General features: G+C 69.1%; 12 protein-coding genes. 6 read left to right on the top strand and 6 right to left on the bottom strand.

Annotated features, from left to right (window positions below):
* Positions 1 to 123 precede the first annotated feature (123 nt).
* Together DAT35_RS03490 and DAT35_RS03485 are read left to right on the top strand one after the other, a co-directional pair.
* Positions 124 to 405: a hypothetical protein gene (locus DAT35_RS03490; RefSeq protein WP_108065419.1), complete on the top strand. Its 282-nt coding sequence runs from the start codon at positions 124 to 126 to the stop codon at positions 403 to 405.
* Between the two features lie 28 nt (positions 406 to 433).
* Positions 434 to 1,216, top strand: coding sequence for an SDR family NAD(P)-dependent oxidoreductase (locus tag DAT35_RS03485; RefSeq protein ID WP_108065418.1), 783 nt, complete (start codon positions 434 to 436; stop codon positions 1,214 to 1,216).
* 108 nt (positions 1,217 to 1,324) lie between these two features.
* Here the strand turns inward: DAT35_RS03485 and DAT35_RS03480 are convergent, their stop codons facing one another.
* A complete protein-coding gene (locus DAT35_RS03480) occupies positions 1,325 to 2,569 on the bottom strand; it encodes a hypothetical protein (RefSeq protein ID WP_108065417.1) in 1,245 nt (414 codons plus the stop codon).
* Positions 2,570 to 2,933: 364 nt separating this feature from the next.
* Here DAT35_RS03480 and DAT35_RS03475 point away from each other — a divergent pair, with 364 nt between their 5' ends.
* Both DAT35_RS03475 and DAT35_RS03470 read left to right on the top strand, forming a co-directional pair.
* Positions 2,934 to 4,361: a DUF2380 domain-containing protein gene (locus tag DAT35_RS03475; protein ID WP_369945073.1), complete on the top strand. Its 1,428-nt coding sequence runs from the start codon at positions 2,934 to 2,936 to the stop codon at positions 4,359 to 4,361.
* A complete protein-coding gene (locus tag DAT35_RS03470; RefSeq protein WP_108065416.1) occupies positions 4,358 to 4,828 on the top strand; it encodes an NUDIX hydrolase in 471 nt (156 codons plus the stop codon). The genes DAT35_RS03475 and DAT35_RS03470 overlap by 4 nt, the downstream gene beginning before the upstream one ends.
* Positions 4,829 to 4,917: 89 nt before the next feature.
* On the opposite strand, the gene glnD is transcribed toward DAT35_RS03470, so the two are convergent.
* Positions 4,918 to 7,614, bottom strand: a complete 2,697-nt coding sequence (gene glnD / locus DAT35_RS03465; protein ID WP_108065415.1) for a [protein-PII] uridylyltransferase — start codon at positions 7,612 to 7,614, stop codon at positions 4,918 to 4,920.
* A 192-nt stretch (positions 7,615 to 7,806) separates the two neighbouring features.
* On the opposite strand from glnD, the gene DAT35_RS03460 reads away from it, so the two are divergent.
* On the top strand, positions 7,807 to 12,174 hold the full coding sequence (locus DAT35_RS03460) for an AAA domain-containing protein (protein WP_255415138.1): 4,368 nt from the start codon (positions 7,807 to 7,809) through the stop codon (positions 12,172 to 12,174).
* A gap of 32 nt (positions 12,175 to 12,206) precedes the next feature.
* Here DAT35_RS03460 and DAT35_RS03455 read toward each other — a convergent pair whose 3' ends face one another.
* The gene (locus tag DAT35_RS03455; RefSeq protein ID WP_108065413.1) at positions 12,207 to 12,860 is read right to left on the bottom strand and encodes an NADPH-dependent F420 reductase; all 654 of its coding nucleotides are present in this window, start codon (positions 12,858 to 12,860) and stop codon (positions 12,207 to 12,209) included.
* 124 nt (positions 12,861 to 12,984) lie between these two features.
* Here DAT35_RS03455 and DAT35_RS03450 point away from each other — a divergent pair, with 124 nt between their 5' ends.
* A complete protein-coding gene (locus DAT35_RS03450) occupies positions 12,985 to 13,878 on the top strand; it encodes a LysR family transcriptional regulator (RefSeq protein WP_108065412.1) in 894 nt (297 codons plus the stop codon).
* On the opposite strand, the gene DAT35_RS03445 is transcribed toward DAT35_RS03450, so the two are convergent.
* The 3 genes from DAT35_RS03445 to DAT35_RS03435 all read right to left on the bottom strand — a co-directional run bounded on the left by DAT35_RS03445 (position 13,875) and on the right by DAT35_RS03435 (position 17,031).
* Positions 13,875 to 15,692 (bottom strand): N-acetylmuramoyl-L-alanine amidase, encoded by a 1,818-nt coding sequence (locus DAT35_RS03445; protein ID WP_108065411.1) that lies wholly within the window; start codon positions 15,690 to 15,692, stop codon positions 13,875 to 13,877. The two genes, DAT35_RS03450 and DAT35_RS03445, sit on opposite strands and share 4 nt — an antisense overlap.
* Positions 15,693 to 15,791: 99 nt before the next feature.
* Positions 15,792 to 16,556 carry a DUF3592 domain-containing protein gene (locus DAT35_RS03440; RefSeq protein ID WP_108065410.1) on the bottom strand — a complete coding sequence of 255 codons (765 nt, stop codon included), beginning with the start codon at positions 16,554 to 16,556 and terminating at the stop codon, positions 15,792 to 15,794.
* A gap of 37 nt (positions 16,557 to 16,593) precedes the next feature.
* Complete coding sequence (locus DAT35_RS03435) at positions 16,594 to 17,031, bottom strand: TIGR02265 family protein (RefSeq protein ID WP_158501532.1); 438 nt, start codon at positions 17,029 to 17,031, stop codon at positions 16,594 to 16,596.
* Between the last annotated feature and the right edge of the window lie 120 nt (positions 17,032 to 17,151).

Below are 17,151 nucleotides of genomic sequence, written 5' to 3'. Positions count from 1 at the left end.
TCGGTGAGAGGACCCCGACCTGCCGTCCCCGGCTCGTATCGGAGCTGAAGGCTGCCGTCCAAGCTGCCCCCTGCGGGATAGCTCATCTTGCACGTAGTACAGACGTCAAAACGGAGGAAACCCATGGTCTACCTGCAAATCACTCTGCAGATTTCTCCCGCCAACCGGCCCGCGGCTGCGAGCGTGTACCAGCGCTACAAGGCGCCATTCCTCGAGACGATCGCCGGCGCGAAGTCGAAGGAGTTGCTCGTCCGTGACGAGGACGTGCAGGTGCTCCACGGGTTCGACACGGCGCAGCAGGCCAGCGCCTACCACAAGAGCAACCTGTTCGCCGCCGATGTTGTGACCGCGTTGAAGCCGCTCCTCGACGCCGCCCCGAACGTCCGAATCTATCAGGCCGCCTGAGGCTTTTTCCGTAAGGGAGCAACTTGCAATGAGTGCGCGATTCACCCATCAGAAGCTCATCGTTGTGGGCGGTACCAGCGGAATGGGGAAGGCCATTGCCCGAATCGTCCTCGAGGAGGGCGGGCGAGCCGTTGTCATCGGGCATCGAGACGACAAGGTCCAGGCCGCCGTCGCTGAGTTGGCTGCGTTCGGTCCCGTGGACGGCCTGCGCGCGGACATCACCTCTGGCACTGAGAGACAGGCGCTGGTGGCCCAACTGCACAGGGACCACGCCGACGCGACGCTGCTGGTCAACGCAGCGGGCGTCTTCCTGCCGAAGGCATTCTTGGAGCACGAGGAACGCGATTACGACCTGTATCTCGACATCAACAAGGCCACCTTCTTCATCACGCAGGCCGTCGCCAGGTCCATGGTCGCGCTGCGCAAGGGGGGCGCGATTGTCAACATCGGCTCGATGTGGGCCAGGCAGGCCATCCAGGCCACTCCTTCCTCGGCCTATTCGATGGCCAAGGCAGGACTTCACTCGCTGACACAGCACCTGGCGATGGAGTTGGCCGGCCATGGCATTCGCGTCAACGCGGTTTCGCCGGCAGTCGTCGAGACCCCCATCTACGAGGGTTTCATCCCGAAGGAGCAGGTTCACAGTGCGCTCCAGGGGTTCAACGGATTCCATCCGATCGGCCGCGTGGGCCGCGTAGAGGATGTTGCGCAGACCATCGCCCATCTGTTGTCGAACGAGACCTCTTGGGTCACCGGTGCAATCTGGGATGTCGACGGCGGCGTCATGGCAGGACGCAACAAGTACAGCTGACCCTTGTGCAGGGATTGCGACCTTCAAGCTCGCCGTGAACTGCCTGGCCATGATGCAGGTGGCGCTGGTCCACCTCTCCCTGCGCCACCTGCGTCCGTCAGACAGGGCCTAGCCGGAGACCCGGCAGTCCACCAGCCTGCAGGCTTCCTGGGGCGGCAGATCGCTCGACGTCCCGTACATCTGGTAGTTCACACAGGCGTCGTAGGCATTCTGCAGGCTGGTCGTCAGCGAGCTGCCCGTCCTCTCGATGTAGGCGATACCCGTGCCGTCCGTGAAGTGCTGGTGCTTGTACCTGCAGGTGAAGAGATTGGCGCCAGCGCAGTTGGACTCGGAGAAGACGAGCGCGCAGTTCTGGAAGGTGCAGCGCTCATCCGGGGGAACCGTGGAGACCGCGCCATTACGCTCGCGGACCAGGCAGGCCTGGTGCGCGGACTCCTGGGCCTGAACGGGATCGAACCAGGTGAGCTCGTTGTAGGTGACTCCGCTGCCGTCCGGGTAATGCATGTGCTTGTAGGCGCAGCGGTACAGGTTGGTGCAGCGCGGCAGGGGGACGCAGCCGCAGCCGGACTCGTTGAGCATGTAGCCCTGGTTGCAGGCGCACTGGCCATTCACGCGCGAGGCATGGGCGGGACAACCGTCGTTCTCCGGATCGAGCACACAGCCGGAGCAGTCCTCGCCCCGGATGTAACCCGGATCGCACACGCAGTTTCCCCCTTGCGGGCTGCTCCCCACGGGACAGGTGGATTGGCACTGTCCGTCGACACACGTGGAGCCGGACGCGCAGCTGCCGCAGGAGCCACCGCAGCCATCGTCACCACAGACCTTGTCCTGGCAGCGAGGCGTGCACGCCGGAGCGCACTTGCCGCCCTTGAGCTCGGCGCAGGTAGCGGTGCGCATGCACTCCAGGTTGCGCCCGGACTCCGGGAGCCCGTTGCAATAGTTGGTGCATGCCGCGACATCCAGCGGAGGAATCTGACAGGTCTCCACTGCCTTCTTGCAGGCGTCAGCACAGGTGAACGGCTGCTGGGTATCGACGACGCACTTGCCGCTCTTGATCTCAGCGCAGGTGGCGGTGCGCATGCATTCCAGGTTGCGCCCGGACTCGGGGAGCCCGTTGCAGTAGTTCGTGCATGACGTGACGTCCAGCGGGGGAATCTGACAGGTCTCCACTGCCTTCTTGCAGGCTGCGGCACAGGTGAACGATGAGCCGGCCTGGCCGCCGGATGACGGTGGACGGTCGTTGTCCTCCGTGGGCGAGCACGCGAACAGCAGCGCGAGGAGAAGAGCCCCGCTGGCGAGGCGCCGGTGGGGAGCGAAGCGCGCGGGGAGCCGCGGCGGGTGGTCGGTACGCATGGTGTCGTCACTCCAGGAAGAGGGTTCCCCGAGGAGGACGACAGCCGGCCGGAGCTGTAACACAGATTTTTCGTAACAGATCGCCGTGCCCCGTCTGAAAGGGGCGGAGATGAGCCCACCGGGCATCGAAGTAAGGCGCAGAGACGTCAGGATTTATCGAAGCGCCCACTAGGATGCGAGTCATCTATCGGAGGCGCTGATGACGTCCACGCTGCTGGTGCAACTTCGAGGTGGCGGTGAAGGGCTTGGCGGTAGGCATGGGGCAGCCCGGCGCTCGCTACCTGGGCGCGGCCGAGGTGCGCTGCTCGCCCTGGCCTTGCTGTCCACTGGCTGCGTGTCGCTGACGCCACCACCCGGCCAGGGGATGAACCTGCGCTACACGCCGCGCGATGCTGCCGCGTCCGCGCCGGCCGAGGGGCGGGGCGTTGAGTTTCCGCGCCCCCTCCCCTCCCCGCCTGAGCCCGAGGCACCGCAGCGAATGCACCGGCGCCGCGCCGCCCGTGAGGCCGTGACGGCAGCGAGCCCAGACAGCGAGGAGAAGGCGGCGCGACAGAGCGCCCTCGCGGCCCAACTGGCATTTCGCAGTGCCGTTCTCGACGTGTCCGGCTCCACCCGCCGCATCTCCGGCGAGCTCTCCAAACTCAAGGCCAGTGGGCGGGGTGTTGCCGGAGGAACGGGTCTCTTCGTCCGCCATGTCGATTATGGCGAAAGTCAACTGCGGTGGATTGACGCCCAGCTCGCCGCTGCCATCCGGCTGGCCAACGCCGCCTCGGAGGTGGAGGACCCAGACATGCAGCTCGCCCTGCTGCACCTCGCCGGCCCACGGCTCGAGGCAGCCATGATGGGCTCGCTTCTGCTCGCCGTCTGGCTCGACCTCCTCAACCTCGCCGACGTCGTGCTCAAACAGTCCTTTTACGGCGTGGAGTATATGTTCGCGGACCTGGACCGCTGGCAGGAGATGCTCGAGCCATCCATGACGGCGCTCTCCTCCCTGGAGCCCGGACAGGTGGAGGCAGCGGCGCAAGACATCCCCGCGCTGGTAGGCCACCTCACGGGCGAGCTGGCCACGACCCTCGAGACCGTGCGCAAGGGGGAGCAAGACGTCGCGAAGGCGCTGGCGCTCAAGGATGCCATCGAGGCGCTCACCATGCTCTCGGCACTGAGGTTCTCGCTGCCATCGGTGCCGCCATCCGCTCCCGCCCTGCTCGGAATTGGCCTCACGGTGGGCGGCGATGGCGTGATGATGGGCACGCGGATTGTCGTGTCCGCCGAGTGGGTGGAGATGGTGCGCCAGTTGGTGCGCGCGGGCGTCCTCTCGCTCCCCGTCGTCAGTGCAGCAGTCCGGATTCAGGCAGGACAGGTGATGTTGGCGCAGGCACACGGCGAACTGCCGCGGGGCGTGCGCGATGCGCTGGGAGATGGGCCCGAGGTGCGGGGCATGCGAGTGACGGGCCGAGCGGGGGCTGGCATGAACAAGCCACCGCGGCACCACGTCATGCCGAAAGAGTTCCGCGAGTGGTTCGAGAAGCGCGGCTTCACCGGCGAGATGGATATCGACCGGTTCTGCGTCGAGATGGAGCAGGCGCACCACGAGGCCATTCACGGCGGTGGCAACTGGAAGCTGGGCCGCACGTGGCCGGGTGAATGGAACCGGATGATCATGGAGGCGCTATACGAGGCCGAGGCAGAAGCTGGCCAGATGTTGACGCGGAATGAGATCCTGAAAGCCGTCGCGGGGTATATGAAGGAGTACAGAATCCCGATGAATTTCATCCCGTGGAGAGGACCATGAGCGACGGGCATGCTTGGCAGGGCAACGTGAAAGCGCGCCTGTATGAGCGGGTCCGCGAGCGCGGTTATGATTCGCTCACCGCCTTCGCCGAGGCGCGCCCCACCGCTTCGCTGGTGGCACTGGCGGACGAGCTTGGCCCTGATGACATCGCGGCAGTGCAGGTGTTCAGCGGGTTGGTTGCCGAAGCTGAGCAAAGCCGCAAGGTCACGCGTTTAGTGCGCGGGCAACTCGTGCGCGAACTGTCTCAGCATCTCCCGAACGGCTGGCCTGCCGTGCTGGATGACACGACCCGCTTCGATGTCGCCCACGCACTCGCCCGTTGGACGACCTACACGCCAGAAACGCATAAGGAACGTGTCAAGCAGGCCAGGGCAGCACTCCGCGCCTCGCCACCGCCGCCCGGTTGGCTCCCGCGCGGGCCCGACGACGAGTTGCTGCTCACGCTCCTGCCTGACGAGGAAACCTGAACTTCATCCCATGGTGCGCCTATACGAGCGGGTCCACGAGAGAGGCCATGCCATCGCGAGACTCTTCCCACTTCAGCGCTGCCGAGCCCTCAGGTCCGGGTCTCCGCGCTCTCGCGCTCCAGGGCATCCAGAGCGGAGGTGATCGCCCCCACCAGCGCCGCCTCGTCGCCAGGGCCTTCCACCTTGGCACCCTGGCGGGTGATGTAGAACGAGTCCATGGCGCGATGGGCCTCGGTGGCCACCTTCGCGACGGCGATCTGTGCACCGGCCCCAGTGAGGGCGGAGGAGATGGCGTGCAGCAGGCCGACGCGGTCCTGCGCCACCACATCCACCACGGTGAAGTCGCGGGAGGCGCGGTTGTCCACCGTCACCTTGGGGGCCACAGGCGGCAGGTGCCGCTGGAGGAGCGAGCCGTTGCGGCGCCGACGCAGCACCTCCTCGATGGAGGCCTCGCCGGAAAGGACGCGCAGCAGGTCCGTCCGGGCCATGCGCCAGCGGGAGCGCTCGAGCAGGAGCCCATGCGGGGGCCTCACGTCGAACACGTCCAGCGCGAGTCCATCCGAGGTGGAGACGATGCGCGCGGAGAGGATGTCGATGCGGTGGGCGGAGAGCACGCCGGCGAGCAGCGAGAGCAGACCGGGCCTGTCCTGGGCCGCGAGGGACAGCTCGCTGTAACCAGCCTCCGGGTGATGGCGCAGGGCCGCGGCCAGGGCGCGCTTCCGGGCTCGCGCGAGCAACCGGCCATGGAGCGTGGCCCGGGACGGCTCCGTCCCGAGGAAATACCGCTCGGGGAGCACCTGGGCCAGCTCACGCGCCCGAGGCTCGCCGAGGACACGGGCCCAGCGCGCATGGAAACGCTCGAGGACGTGCTCGGAAGGACGCTCGCCCGAGGGAGCCGCCGAGCCGACCAGATGGGCCCGGGCCTTGTCATACAACTCGCGCAGCAGCTGCGCCTTCCACCCCGTCCACATGCGAGGCCCCACCGAGCTGATGTCCGCCCAGGTGAGGAGGTAGAGGCAGGTGAGCTTCTCCACGTCGCCCACGCTCCGGGCGAAGTCGGCGATGAGGGCCGGGTCGCTCAGGTCGCGGCGCTGGGCGGTGTGGCTCATCGCCAGGTGGTCCTTCACGAGGAACTCGGCGACCTCGCGCTGGCGGGGTGAGAGGCCCAGCCGCTCGCCGAGGGCAACCATCAACAACCGGCCCTTCTCCGAGTGGTTGCCGCCCATCCCCTTCCCCGCGTCGTGCAGAAGCATGCCGAGGTAGAGCGGAAGCGGATCCTTGAGGTCGCGCATCTCGCGGGAGAGCTCGGGCTCCTGCTCCACCAGGTCGCCCGCGCGCAAACAATAGAGGCGGCGCACGGCGAAGAGGGTGTGAACGTCCACGGTGTATACGTGGTACAGGTCGTGTTGGTGATGGGCGGTGACGCGGCCGAACTCGGGCACCACGGCGCCGAGCACGCCGGAGTCATGCAACTCGAAGAGCCGCTCACCGCGAGTGCCGGGCCGCGCGAAGAGGGCCTTGAAGGCGGCGGTGACGGCGGGAATGGCGCGGGCGGCCTCGAGCGCGGGGAGGGCCTGCACCGCCTGCTCGCGAGCCCAGGAGTAGAGGGGCAGCCCGTGCTCCTCGGCGGTGCGGAAGAAGTCGAGGATGGAGGCGGGCTCGCGGGTGAAGAGGCCCGGATCGGCCACGGTGAGCTTGCCGCGAAACACTTTGAAGGAACCGAGCCGGCGCTCGGGGAACAAGGAGATCTTCCGGGCGGTGCTGAGCTCCTCGCAGCGGGCGATGAGCGCGTCGGCGGCCTGGCGGATGGCGTTGGCGGCCAGGTAGTAGTCGCGCATGAAGGCCTCGACGGGCAGCACGGGGCCCTGCTGGTAGCCGAGGAAGCGCGCCACCTCCTCCTGGAGATCGAAGGTGAGCCGGTCCTCCTTGCGTCCGCGGAGAAAGTGGAGCTGATGGCGGATGCGCAGGAGGAAATCACGAGCGGCCTTGAGCCGCGTCACCTGCGAGCCAGGAAGGATGGACTGCTGAAGGAGGCCGGTGAGGCCGCGCGTGCGGAAGCGGACGCGGGCGATCCACAGGGCGGTCTCCAGGTCGCGCAGGCCACCATCGCCCTGCTTGAGGTTGGGTTCGAGGAGGAAGACGGAGTCGCCGAAGCGCTCGCGGCGGGAGCGCAGCTCCTGGACCTTGTCCTGGATATAAGCGTCGGCGCGGTGGGTGAGGAGCTCGGGGAGGATCTTCTCGGCGAGCAGGTCGAAGACAGCGGTGTCTCCCGTGAGGAAGCGCGAGTCGAGCAGCGCGGTGCGGATGGTGTGGTCGGAGTCGGCGGCGCGGGCGCACTCGTCGGGGCTGCGAGCGCTCCAGCCGACGGCGCGCTTGAGATCCCACAGGAGCGTGGGAAACGCGCGGGCCAGGGGCGCGACGGACGCCTCGGAGACACCGGGCCCTCGGAGAAGGAGCAGATCCAGGTCTGATTGGGGAGACAGCTCGCGGCGCCCGTAGGAACCGAGCGCCACGAGGGCAATCCCCGAAGGCGCATGAAGCTCGGCGGCGAGCTCGGAGAAGAGCCCCTGGACGAGCCGATCCGTGGCGGCGGAGAGGAGGCGGCAGGTGGACAGGCCGGCGGCACCACCCCGGTGGAAGGCCTCGACACGGGCGTGGGACTCGCGGAGGTACTCCCGCGCACGAGCCAGACGATCCTCGGGCCCACCGTGGGGAAACCCGGGGAGCGAGCCGAGGGCCTCGCGATGCGTGGGCGGCGGGGGCGACGGAATGGGAGGGACGCTCATAGGGGAGGCGACATGTCACACCACCTGTGCGTCCGAATCTACTGACAGGCAGGGGCGGCGGGGCATCGGGTGGGCTCGTGCCGTTCCCTGAAACGTCGGATAGCCATCGCCCTCCGAGGCCCGGCCCCGACGCTCCGGCAAAGTCCACGAGGGGAACCGTGCTAAAGGTGCCCCACCCCTGGGAGGTGCGCCCTGTCGGAGCCGCGCAATCGCATCCTCGAGAAGATGCTCGATCGCCTGTATGCCTCGCTCGCATCGGGACCGAGCATCAACTGCCGTCCCCACAACAGCCGCCAGCGCGTGGACCTCACGCTGCTGAGCCGGCTGGACGGAATCCCGCCCCACACCGTGCTTGCCGGGCTCCTCGGAGAGAAAGCCACAGCGAAGCTCTCCGTGCGCGCCACGAGCCCCACGAAGGATGCCGCGGACGCCCCGGCCCGGCGCGAGGACGACGAGCGGCAAGCCCTGCTGCGCAAGCTCTCCACCATCACCGAGGACGCCCGCACCTTCGAGCAGGACACCGGTGCGCAGGTGCTTCACGTCGGCTTCCCCCTGCTCCACCTGCCTCCGGACTCGAAAGACAAACGGGGCTTCGCGGGCACCCGGCGCGTCCTGGCTCCCATCGCCTTCATCCCCGTGCGCCTCACCCTCAAGAAGGGCCGTGCTCCTGGCGTGGAGCTGGAGGCCGCCGCCGATGGCGTGGATCGCGTCATGCCCAACACCGCCCTCATCGCATGGGTGGAGCGGCAGACCGGCAAGCGCCTCGGGGAGCTGTTCGCCGACGAGCAGGGCCAGGATCCCTGGCGCGAGATCAACGAGTTGTCGGCGGCCGTGGCCAGGGCCCTCGAGTTGCCCGCGCCCGAGCCCTTCACCCCGGAGACGCCGCTCTCCCCTACCCCACGCTCGGAGGACGAGACCGCGACCGGAGCCGCCATCCTCCCATGCGCCGTGCTCGGCCTCTATCCCCTGTCCAACCAGAGCCTCGTGGACGACATGCGGGCCTTCGTGGACGGCGAGCCCATCCAGGGTCCCATCGAGAGCTTCCTGCGCGTGGGCGTCTCCCTTGGAGCCGGCGGGACGCCCAAGGCACAAGCCGCTGCCCAGGGCACCTGGCGCGCGGGCGAGGACCGGCTCGTCTCGCATGCGGATCCATGCCAGGCACGGGCGGTGCGGCTCGCGCGCAGCAGCCGGGGCCTCGTGGTCCATGGGCCTCCGGGTACGGGTAAATCCCAGACCATCGCCAATGCCATCGGTGACCATCTGGCGCGTGGAGAGCGCGTCCTGCTCGTCTGCGACAAGCGCACCGCGCTCGACGTGGTGAAGCACCGGTTGGAGCATCTGGGTCTGGGCTCCCTCTGCGCGGTGGTGCACGACGCACAGCGGGATCAGCGCGAGCTCTACCTGGGCATCCGCGAACAGCTCGACACCCTGACCGAGGCCAAGGCGAACCCCGCCGCGCGGGCCGAGCTCTCTCGCGTGGACGCGGAGATGCAATCGCTCCACGACGAGCTGTCCTCCGCCGAGCGCGCCCTCTCCGAGCGCCCCGCCGGAGGCACCGAGCCTTCCTTCCACGAGCTGGTGGGCCAGTGGCTCGGCCAGGAGGCCCCGGAGTCACTCACACGCGCGACGGACAGCCTCGGCACCTTCCGGCTGGCCGAGGCGCGCCCCCACGAGCGCGAGGTCCGCGAGGTGTTGGATCGCGCCGTGAAGGAAGGCTACCCGGACAACCCCTGGCGCACCGCGCTGGGTACCGAGCTGAAGGACTACCTGTCCACGCCGCTCGCCACCTACCGCGAGCGGATGACGTCCGCCGTGGAGGCCGCGCGAGAGGCGGATGCCCAGACCTCCCCGGACATCCCCGCCTTCGCCCCCACCGGAGACTTGGTCGCCGAGGGCCGGGCACGCGCCGAGCTCGCCGACAAGCTGGAGGGGGTCCTGAAGGAGGCGCGTCCCGAGTGGCTGACGCGCTGGGCCTCGTCCATGTCCGAGGCGGTGCAGGCGACGAAGACGCAGCTCGAAGGACTGGCGCCCCAGGTGAAGCTGTTGAACGAGGGCCCGCTGGACGCGGAGCTGGCGCTGGTGCACCGCTCCGAGCCGCAAGGGCTGGGGATGCTGGGCCAGTGGTTGGCGTTCCTGGCGGCGTGGCTACAGGTGTCACGCAAGTGGTACCGCTTCCTCTACTTCTTCACCCGGAGGGCGAAGGCCGCGCAGGTCCTGATGCGCTTCGGGCTCACGGTGGGAGCCGAGACAGCCGAGCGCGTCTCCCGCTTCCTCACGGGCGTGCGTGCACGGCTCCTGCTCACCGAGTTCCACCACGGCGTCCTCTCCCCCGCCCCCAACGAGTCCCTCCCGGACGAGGAGCTCGCCCGCAGCCTGCGGACCCACGCCGCGCTCTTCGACGTGCTCTTGCAGTTGGAACGCCCCGCGCTCGCCTCCTGCCGGCAGGTGGTCCGGGACGCACTGAGGGGCGATGAGCCGGCACGGGCACGGATGATCGCGGGACTGCGCCAGTCGGCCGTTCGGGGCGAGGCCGTGGCCCGGCTGGAGGCCCGGCTGACCGAGGTGGGCCTCTTCTCCCACGCCTGGCGCGTGGCCCAGGGCCGGGCCTTGCGCGCGGGCACACAGGTCCAGCCGCTGCTCGCGTCACTCGCCACGCGGGTGTCCACCGTGGAGGGGCTGCTGCGAATCCAGGCGCTGGTGAACGGACTCCCTCCGGCGCTCGGCACGGCGGCCGAGAAGCTGGCCCAGGCTGGCGCGGACGCGGAGGGTGGCTGGCGCGCGGTGCGCAAGGCGGTGCTGGCCGCCGAGGTCTCGGCACGGGTGCGGGAGAACCCGGTGCTCCAGAACATCGACGCGGATCGGAACCACGCGAGCCAGACCCGTTACCGAGCCCTGGAAGTGAGCAAGCGCGAGCTGGTGCGCGACGTCATCCTCCACCGCTGGACGGAGCGTCAGCGCGAGCGGCTGCTCGCGTCCACGGGAGGACGGATCAACGGGCAGGGCGCGGAGCTGCGCCGGCGCCTGTTGCTGCGCGGTGAGCGCGCGCTGAGGGTACGCCAGGTGATCGCCGCGGGTGCCAGCGTCGAGGGAGGAGATCCCCTCTTCGACATGCGGCCGGTGTGGATGGCGAGCCCCCAGACCGTGGCGCAGATCTTCCCCCGCCGGGAGCTCTTCGACGTGGTCATCTTCGACGAGTCCTCGCAGTGCCGGCTGGAGGAAGCGCTGCCGGTGCTGACTCGAGCGAAGCGGGTGGTGATCGCGGGAGATCCCAAGCAACTCCCGCCCACGCGCTTCTTCGAGACCGCGGTCGTGCAGAGCCAGGAGGAGCTGGACGCCGAGGACGAGCAGGGCCTCTTCGAGGATCAACAGTCCGAGGTGGAGGATCTGCTCGGGGCGGCGCTGAACCTGGAGATCGATCAGTGCTACCTGGACGTGCACTACCGCTCACAGAACGCGGATCTGATCGGGTTCAGCAACGAGCACTTCTATGACTCGCGGCTGCAGGCCATTCCGGGGCACCCGTCCAACCGGGTGGAGCACGCGCCCCTGCGGCTGCTGCACGCCGGAGGCTCGTACGAGAAGCGGGTGAACCCGGTGGAGGCGCGGGCGGTGGGGGCGCTGGTGAAGGAGCTCCTCTCACGGCCAGAGCCGCCCTCCATTGGCGTGGCGTGCTTCAACCTGACGCAGCGGGACGCCATCGTCGAGGTGCTGGAGGAGATGGCGGCGGCGGACGCGGACTTCGCGGCGAAGCTGGCGGCGGCACGGGTGCGGCGCGGCGAGGGCTCTTTCGAGGGGCTCTTCGTGAAGAACCTGGAGAACGTCCAGGGAGACGAGCGCGACCACATCATCATCAGCACCACATACGGTCCCGACGCGAAGGGGCGCTTCTACCGGCGCTTCGGGCCTCTGGGGAGCGCGGGCGGAGGGCGGCGGCTGAACGTGCTGGTGACGCGAGCGCGGCAGATGGTGCACCTGGTGACGTCCATTCCGCGTGAGGTGTACTCGGCGCTGCCCCCGGTGGAGAGCGGCCGGAAGCCGAACGGAGGCTGGCTGCTCTTCGCCTACCTGAAGTATGCCGAGCGGCTCGCCGAGGAGTACGAGCGCGCGTCCGGACAGGTGGAGGAGGCACGGGAGCAACCGGAGCCGGTGGTCCACGCGCGCGAATCGGAGGCGGGCTCGGCCTTCGCGCGGGCGCTGGCGGAGGATCTGGCGCGGGCGCACGGGGTCTCCTCGGACGTGCACTGGGGCAACGACGGATTCTGCGTGGACGTGGCCCTGCACCATCCCCGCCGTCCCGGCGATGTCACGGTGGGCGTGCTGTGCGACGGCACGCGCTACCCGAAGGCGGCGGATCCGGTGGAATGGGACCTGTTCCGCACGGCCATGCTGGAGGGCCAGGGATGGAAGCTGGTGCGCCTGTGGACGCCGCACTTCTTCCGCGATCCCGAGGGCGCGAGGGCGAAGGTGCTCCAGGCGGCCAGCGAGCAGATCGCACGCCAGCCTCCGGCGTCAGCCTCTACCGGGACCCAGGGAGAACCCGCCCGCCGCGTCCTCAATTGAACCGCGACTGGCGGGTGCGCGGCCCATGGAGCTCAGCCCTTCTTGACGATGTGGATGTTGAACTCCGGGGTCCCGAGCGCGCCCCAGAGGCGGAGCCACAGCAGCAGATAGCTCTCGGTGCCGCGCGAGGTGGTGATGTCGCCCAGGTCGATGATCTCCTTCCAGCCGAACCACCCCTCGAGGATCTGCTTCACCTGACCCTTCGCCTCGACGTCGTTGCCGGAGACGAACACGGCATGCGCCCCGGGAAGCCGCCCCGGCTCCACCATCACGCTGGCATTGATGGTGTTGAGCGTCTTGACCACCTTCAGCTCGGGAAAGGCGCGCTGGATGCGCTCGCCGAGCGAGTCGTTGTTGGAGACGAACAGGGTGGGCGGCATGCCCTTGGTGAATTCGAGCGGGTTGGCGATATCGACGAGGATCTTCCCCCGGAGGTTCTGCCGCCCAGCGGCCTCGAGCGCCTCGATCGACCCTGAGCCCGACGTGCAATTGAAGAGGATCTCCCCGAAGGAGGAGGCCTCCGCGAACGTGCCCTGCGAGGCTTTGGGGCCGGCCTTCTTCACCCAGGCCGCCGCCTTCTCGTTGTTCGCCGAGCGAGAGCCCATCTTCACCTCGTGCCCGAGCGAGACCAGCTTGCTGGCGATCGTCTCGCCGACCATTCCCGTGCCGAGAACCGCGATCTTCATGACCGTTCCTCCGTGGGCGCCCCCTGTCTGGCGCCTGACAGCCCCAAAGGTAGGCGTCAACCGGGTGCTGATCGAGCCCTCGGGAGTTGAAGCATCGTCAACCCTGGGTTGATGATGGACCTCCATGGACCTGTTCGCCGGCATCCTCCCCTTTGTCCACGTGGCCCAGGAGCGCAGCTTCCGACGGGCCGCCGAGCGGCTCGGCGTCTCCACGGCGGCGGTGAGCAAGGCGATCCAGAAACTGGAGGCGGACCTCGGGGTCCGGCTGTTGGAGCGGACCTCCCGGCAGGTAGCCCTCACGTCCGAGGGCGAGTCCTTCCTGGAACGTGCGCGAGAGGCCGTGGCCCAGGTGCACGCGGCGCGCGAGCTCGTGGCGCAGGCCCAGCGTGCTCCCCGGGGGCCGCTCACCGTGACGCTGCCCTACATCCTCGGCCCGCTCGTCCTGCCGAGGCTCGCCCGTCTCCAGGCACGCCATCCCGGGCTCACGCTGCACGTGCGCCTGGGAGATCGCTTCAGCCGCCTGGTCGACGAGCAGATCGACGTGGCACTGCGTATCGGCGAGCTCGAGGACTCCAGCCTCGTGGGGCAGCTCCTGTTGCGCACGCGCTGGGTGACGCTCGCCTCGCCCACATACCGCGCGCGCCACGGGACGCCCAACCACCCGGACGCGCTCGTGAACCACCAGTGCCTCAAGTTCGTCGCCACGCGCGGCACGGTCCGCGAGTGGGTGTTCCGCCGCGAGCCCGGAGGCCCCTCCGAGCAGATTCGTACCGGGGGGACGCTCGACGTGGACCACGGGCCCGCGCTCCTGGAGCTCGCGACCGCGGGAGCGGGCCTCTGCCAGGTGTTGGACTTCATGCTCGACGAGCGTGTCAGGGATGGGCGGCTCGTCGAGGTGCTCGCGGACCACGCCGCCGAGGGCCCTCCGGTGCATGCGCTGTGCGTGCCGGGCCGGCAGTCGGTGCCACGCGTCCGGGCGCTCCTCCAGCTGCTGGCCGAGGAGCTGAAGCCTCGTTAATCCACCTGCACCGTGGCCATCTTGCGGCGGCCCCCGAGGAAGTCCTCCACGCCATGGGCGATGGCCTGGGCCACGTCCTCCTGGTACGTCTCCGAGGCCAGACGCTTCTCCTCCTCGGAGTGGGACAGGAAGGCCGTCTCCACGAGGATGGCGGGCATCTTCGCGCCCAGGAGCACGTAGAAGAGCGCCTCCTTGGTGCCCAGGTTCTTCACGCTGTCGTAGCTGCCGGACAGGTGGCTCACGAGGTTCTTCTGCACCTGGGTGGCCAGCCGGGTGGACTCCTCGGTGTTGGCCTTGGTGGCCAGGTCCGCGAGGATGAACTGGAGGTCGCTGATGCCCTTCTCCGAGGAGGCGTTCTCGCGCGCCGCCAGCCGGATGGAGTAGCGGTCCGACGAGGTGTTGAGCGTATACGTCTCGATGCCGCGCAGCTTCGAGGTGGGCGCCGAGTTGCAGTGGATGGAGATGAAGAGATCGCCCTTCATCTCATTGGCCAGGCGGGCGCGCTCCTCCAGCTTGAGGTAGCGATCGTCCTCGCGGGTGAGCATCACCTCGAGCCCCCGGGCACGCAGCTCGCGGGCGAGCTTCTGCGCGATGGCCAGCGTCACGACCTTCTCCTGGGTGCCCTTGCGGCCGATGGCACCGGTGTCGTGCCCGCCATGGCCCGCGTCGATGACCACGCGGCGAACCTTCAGCCCGAGCTGCTCCGCCAGCGTCAGCTCGGAGACGTTGGACACCTTGGCCACGGCCTTGAGCCGGGCCTGTGCGACGTGCTCGTCCACCGGGGCGGTCACGGGCTTGTTGGACGCGAGCGCCTCGGCCGGAGCGGGCTTCGACTCGGTGGGCTTTGTCTCGGTGGACTTGGACTCCACCGGCTTCGCCTCCACGGGCTTCGACTCGGTGGGCTTCGCCTCCGCCAGCTTCGTCTCCACTGACTTCGTCTCGGTCGGCTTGGAATCCGCCGACTTCGTCTCGGTGGGCTTGGACTCCACCGGCTTCGCCTCGACGACGGCCACCGGCTGCGCGGGTGGGGTCTGCTTCGCGGCGGGCTCACGCGCCTGCTGGTTGATGGCCTCGAGCAGCGGCGATGTGCCGGGCCGCTCCCCTCCCGAGGCGGAAGCCACGGCGGGCGCGGGGGCGGACTCGGCGGGCTTGGACAGCTCGACACGAATCACCGGCGGCTCGGCCGGAGCCTGCTTGGAAGACTCGGACGTGGCGGACTTGGAGGGCTCGGCGCTGGCCACCGCGGGGGCGGGCGTCGGCTCTGGAGGACGTGCCGGGCTCTTGCCGCGTGAGGGAGCGGGTGCCTTGGGCTGCGGGGGCGGAGGCAGCGAGGCCAGCAGCGCCTTCAGCTCCCGGACGCGATCGCCCTTGGGGTTGGCCGCGAGGATGCCGTTGATGACGCGGCGTGCCGCCTCGGGCTGATCCAGCCGCTCGAAGTAGATGCGCGCGAGGGTCAACGCCGCGTCGTCCGCGAGCCGGTGCCGCGAATGCCCCTCGGCCACACGGGTGTAGTCGGAGATGGCGGCCTGCTGGTCCTCGGTGACGAAGGAGATGCGGCTGAGCTCGTTGAGCAGCTCCGCGGCGGTGTAGAGGGCCTCCGGAGCGCGCTGGCTCTTGGGGAAGCGGCTGGCCACGGACTCGAACTTGCGAGTGACGTTGAGCCAGTTGTGGCGCAGCTTGCGCCGCGCCGCGTCGTCCTTGAGGGCGTAGTAGGACCTGCGGGCCTCCTCATAGGCCTCTTCGGCCGGGTCACGCTTCGCCTGGGCGACGATCGGCGACAGCAGGGCCAGCAGCAGGACGAGGCGAAGGAGCATGAGGGGTCCTCCAAGGACGGCGAGGGCTACAGACGTGTGTCACGGCCCCCCTACCCCCGCAAATTTTCGCCCTCCAAGGGATTCGGAACCGGGCGGGCCTCAGCGCACCCAGCCCAGGGCCCGGGCGAGCTCCTCGTCGATGACGCGGGCCTGTCCGGGCAGTGAGGACAGCACCGCCGCCAGCACCTTCTCTCCGTTGCGCACGGGGGCTTTACCGGGGCGCAGCCGCGCGCGCACCGCGAGCGTCTGCGTCTCCTTGCGGTAGGTGGCGGGGAAGAGCACCTCCCGGCGGGACTCCGGCAGGGGGCCCTCCGGCGTCAGCCACACCAGCATGCCCTTGCGCAGAGGCTCCAACTCCGCGCGCAGCGTCCGCCGCAGCTCGCGAGCGAAGAGGCCCACGGCCACGAGCGCCCCGAGCCCCAACCCCCAGGGCACCAGACCCAGGGCCCGCGCACGCTCGCGCACGAAGGCCGCCTCGCGGGGCTTGTCCGGCACGAGGGGATCCACCAACAGCTTGACGCGGGCGCCCGGTGCCAGCCCCTCGGCGTACTCGGCATGGGTGCGCACGCCGCTGGCCGAGTAGCGCACCGATCCCACGGCGTAGAGCACCTCCAGCTTCGCCTCGGCGCCCTCGCGCTCGCCCCGGGGCGGCAGCGTCATCGCGGCCACCTGCCCCTCCAGTTCCTCGGCCCGGGCGACGAAGGCCTGCTCCTCCACCACGAAGCGGCCCAGGGCCCACGCGCCCACGCCCAGCACCGCCATCAACATCCACCCCGCGAGCGCCACCCGGACGAGCCGGGCGATGGAGCCGGGGACCTTCGACAAGGGGACGCGTCTGGGAGCGTGGGGGATGGCCAGCTGCATGGCCCCATCCTAATACCTGCCCTCGCGGAGGTGGGCCTCAACTCCAGGTCAGCACGTATTCGCAGGAGAGAGGCCCCTGCAGCAGAGCGCCCACCCGCGGCTCACGCGCGCCCATCACCTCGAGCGCCGCCGTCAGCGCGCCCTCCACATACGCGCAGGGGAAGAAGTCGCGATCGAGCAGGACGCGCGCACGCCGAGGCGCCTCCCACGCCACCGAGCACTGGCCGCTATTCGCCGAGCCCACCGCGTACGCCATGGGCAGGCTGTCCACCAACCGCTGCGGGTTGCCCATCAACAGCGACTGCAGCGGCCTGCCCGTCGAAGAGGCGAAGAAGTCCGTGGCGCCATGTGCAACGGCCCTCCCAGCCCGACAACGTCCGACCCTCCATACCGGGAGGCAAGCCCTCCCCGCACGAGAGAGACACTCCGAAGGTTTGACTCCGTAACACTCAAAAGCCTGGGACCCTGGACGCACGCCGGGCGAGCGCCCGCCCCTGGAGACGCCAACATTCCGGAGGGAACGGCGCTTCACGCTGACGATGTATGATTACGCGCAGACCGTCCGCGGGCACGCGGCGTGGGGGGCGAACCTTCG

Origin of the sequence: Vitiosangium sp. GDMCC 1.1324 (genome assembly GCF_003044305.1) — a bacterium.
Taxonomy (GTDB): Bacteria; Myxococcota; Myxococcia; order Myxococcales; family Myxococcaceae; genus Archangium.
The sequence above is the reverse complement of the archived record's forward strand: the minus strand, read 5'-3'. Positions and strand labels throughout refer to the sequence as shown.

Coding starts and splice junctions, on each gene's coding strand:
- DAT35_RS03470 (WP_108065416.1), top strand. CDS start 4,358: ATGAGCGACGGGCATGCTTGGCAGGGCAACGTGAAAGCGCGCCTGTAT.
- DAT35_RS03485 (WP_108065418.1), top strand. CDS start 434: ATGAGTGCGCGATTCACCCATCAGAAGCTCATCGTTGTGGGCGGTACC.
- DAT35_RS03480 (WP_108065417.1), bottom strand. CDS start 2,569: ATGCGTACCGACCACCCGCCGCGGCTCCCCGCGCGCTTCGCTCCCCAC.
- glnD (WP_108065415.1), bottom strand. CDS start 7,614: ATGAGCGTCCCTCCCATTCCGTCGCCCCCGCCGCCCACGCATCGCGAG.
- DAT35_RS03445 (WP_108065411.1), bottom strand. CDS start 15,692: ATGCTCCTTCGCCTCGTCCTGCTGCTGGCCCTGCTGTCGCCGATCGTC.
- DAT35_RS03440 (WP_108065410.1), bottom strand. CDS start 16,556: ATGCAGCTGGCCATCCCCCACGCTCCCAGACGCGTCCCCTTGTCGAAG.
- DAT35_RS03475 (WP_369945073.1), top strand. CDS start 2,934: ATGAACCTGCGCTACACGCCGCGCGATGCTGCCGCGTCCGCGCCGGCC.
- DAT35_RS03455 (WP_108065413.1), bottom strand. CDS start 12,860: ATGAAGATCGCGGTTCTCGGCACGGGAATGGTCGGCGAGACGATCGCC.
- DAT35_RS03490 (WP_108065419.1), top strand. CDS start 124: ATGGTCTACCTGCAAATCACTCTGCAGATTTCTCCCGCCAACCGGCCC.
- DAT35_RS03450 (WP_108065412.1), top strand. CDS start 12,985: ATGGACCTGTTCGCCGGCATCCTCCCCTTTGTCCACGTGGCCCAGGAG.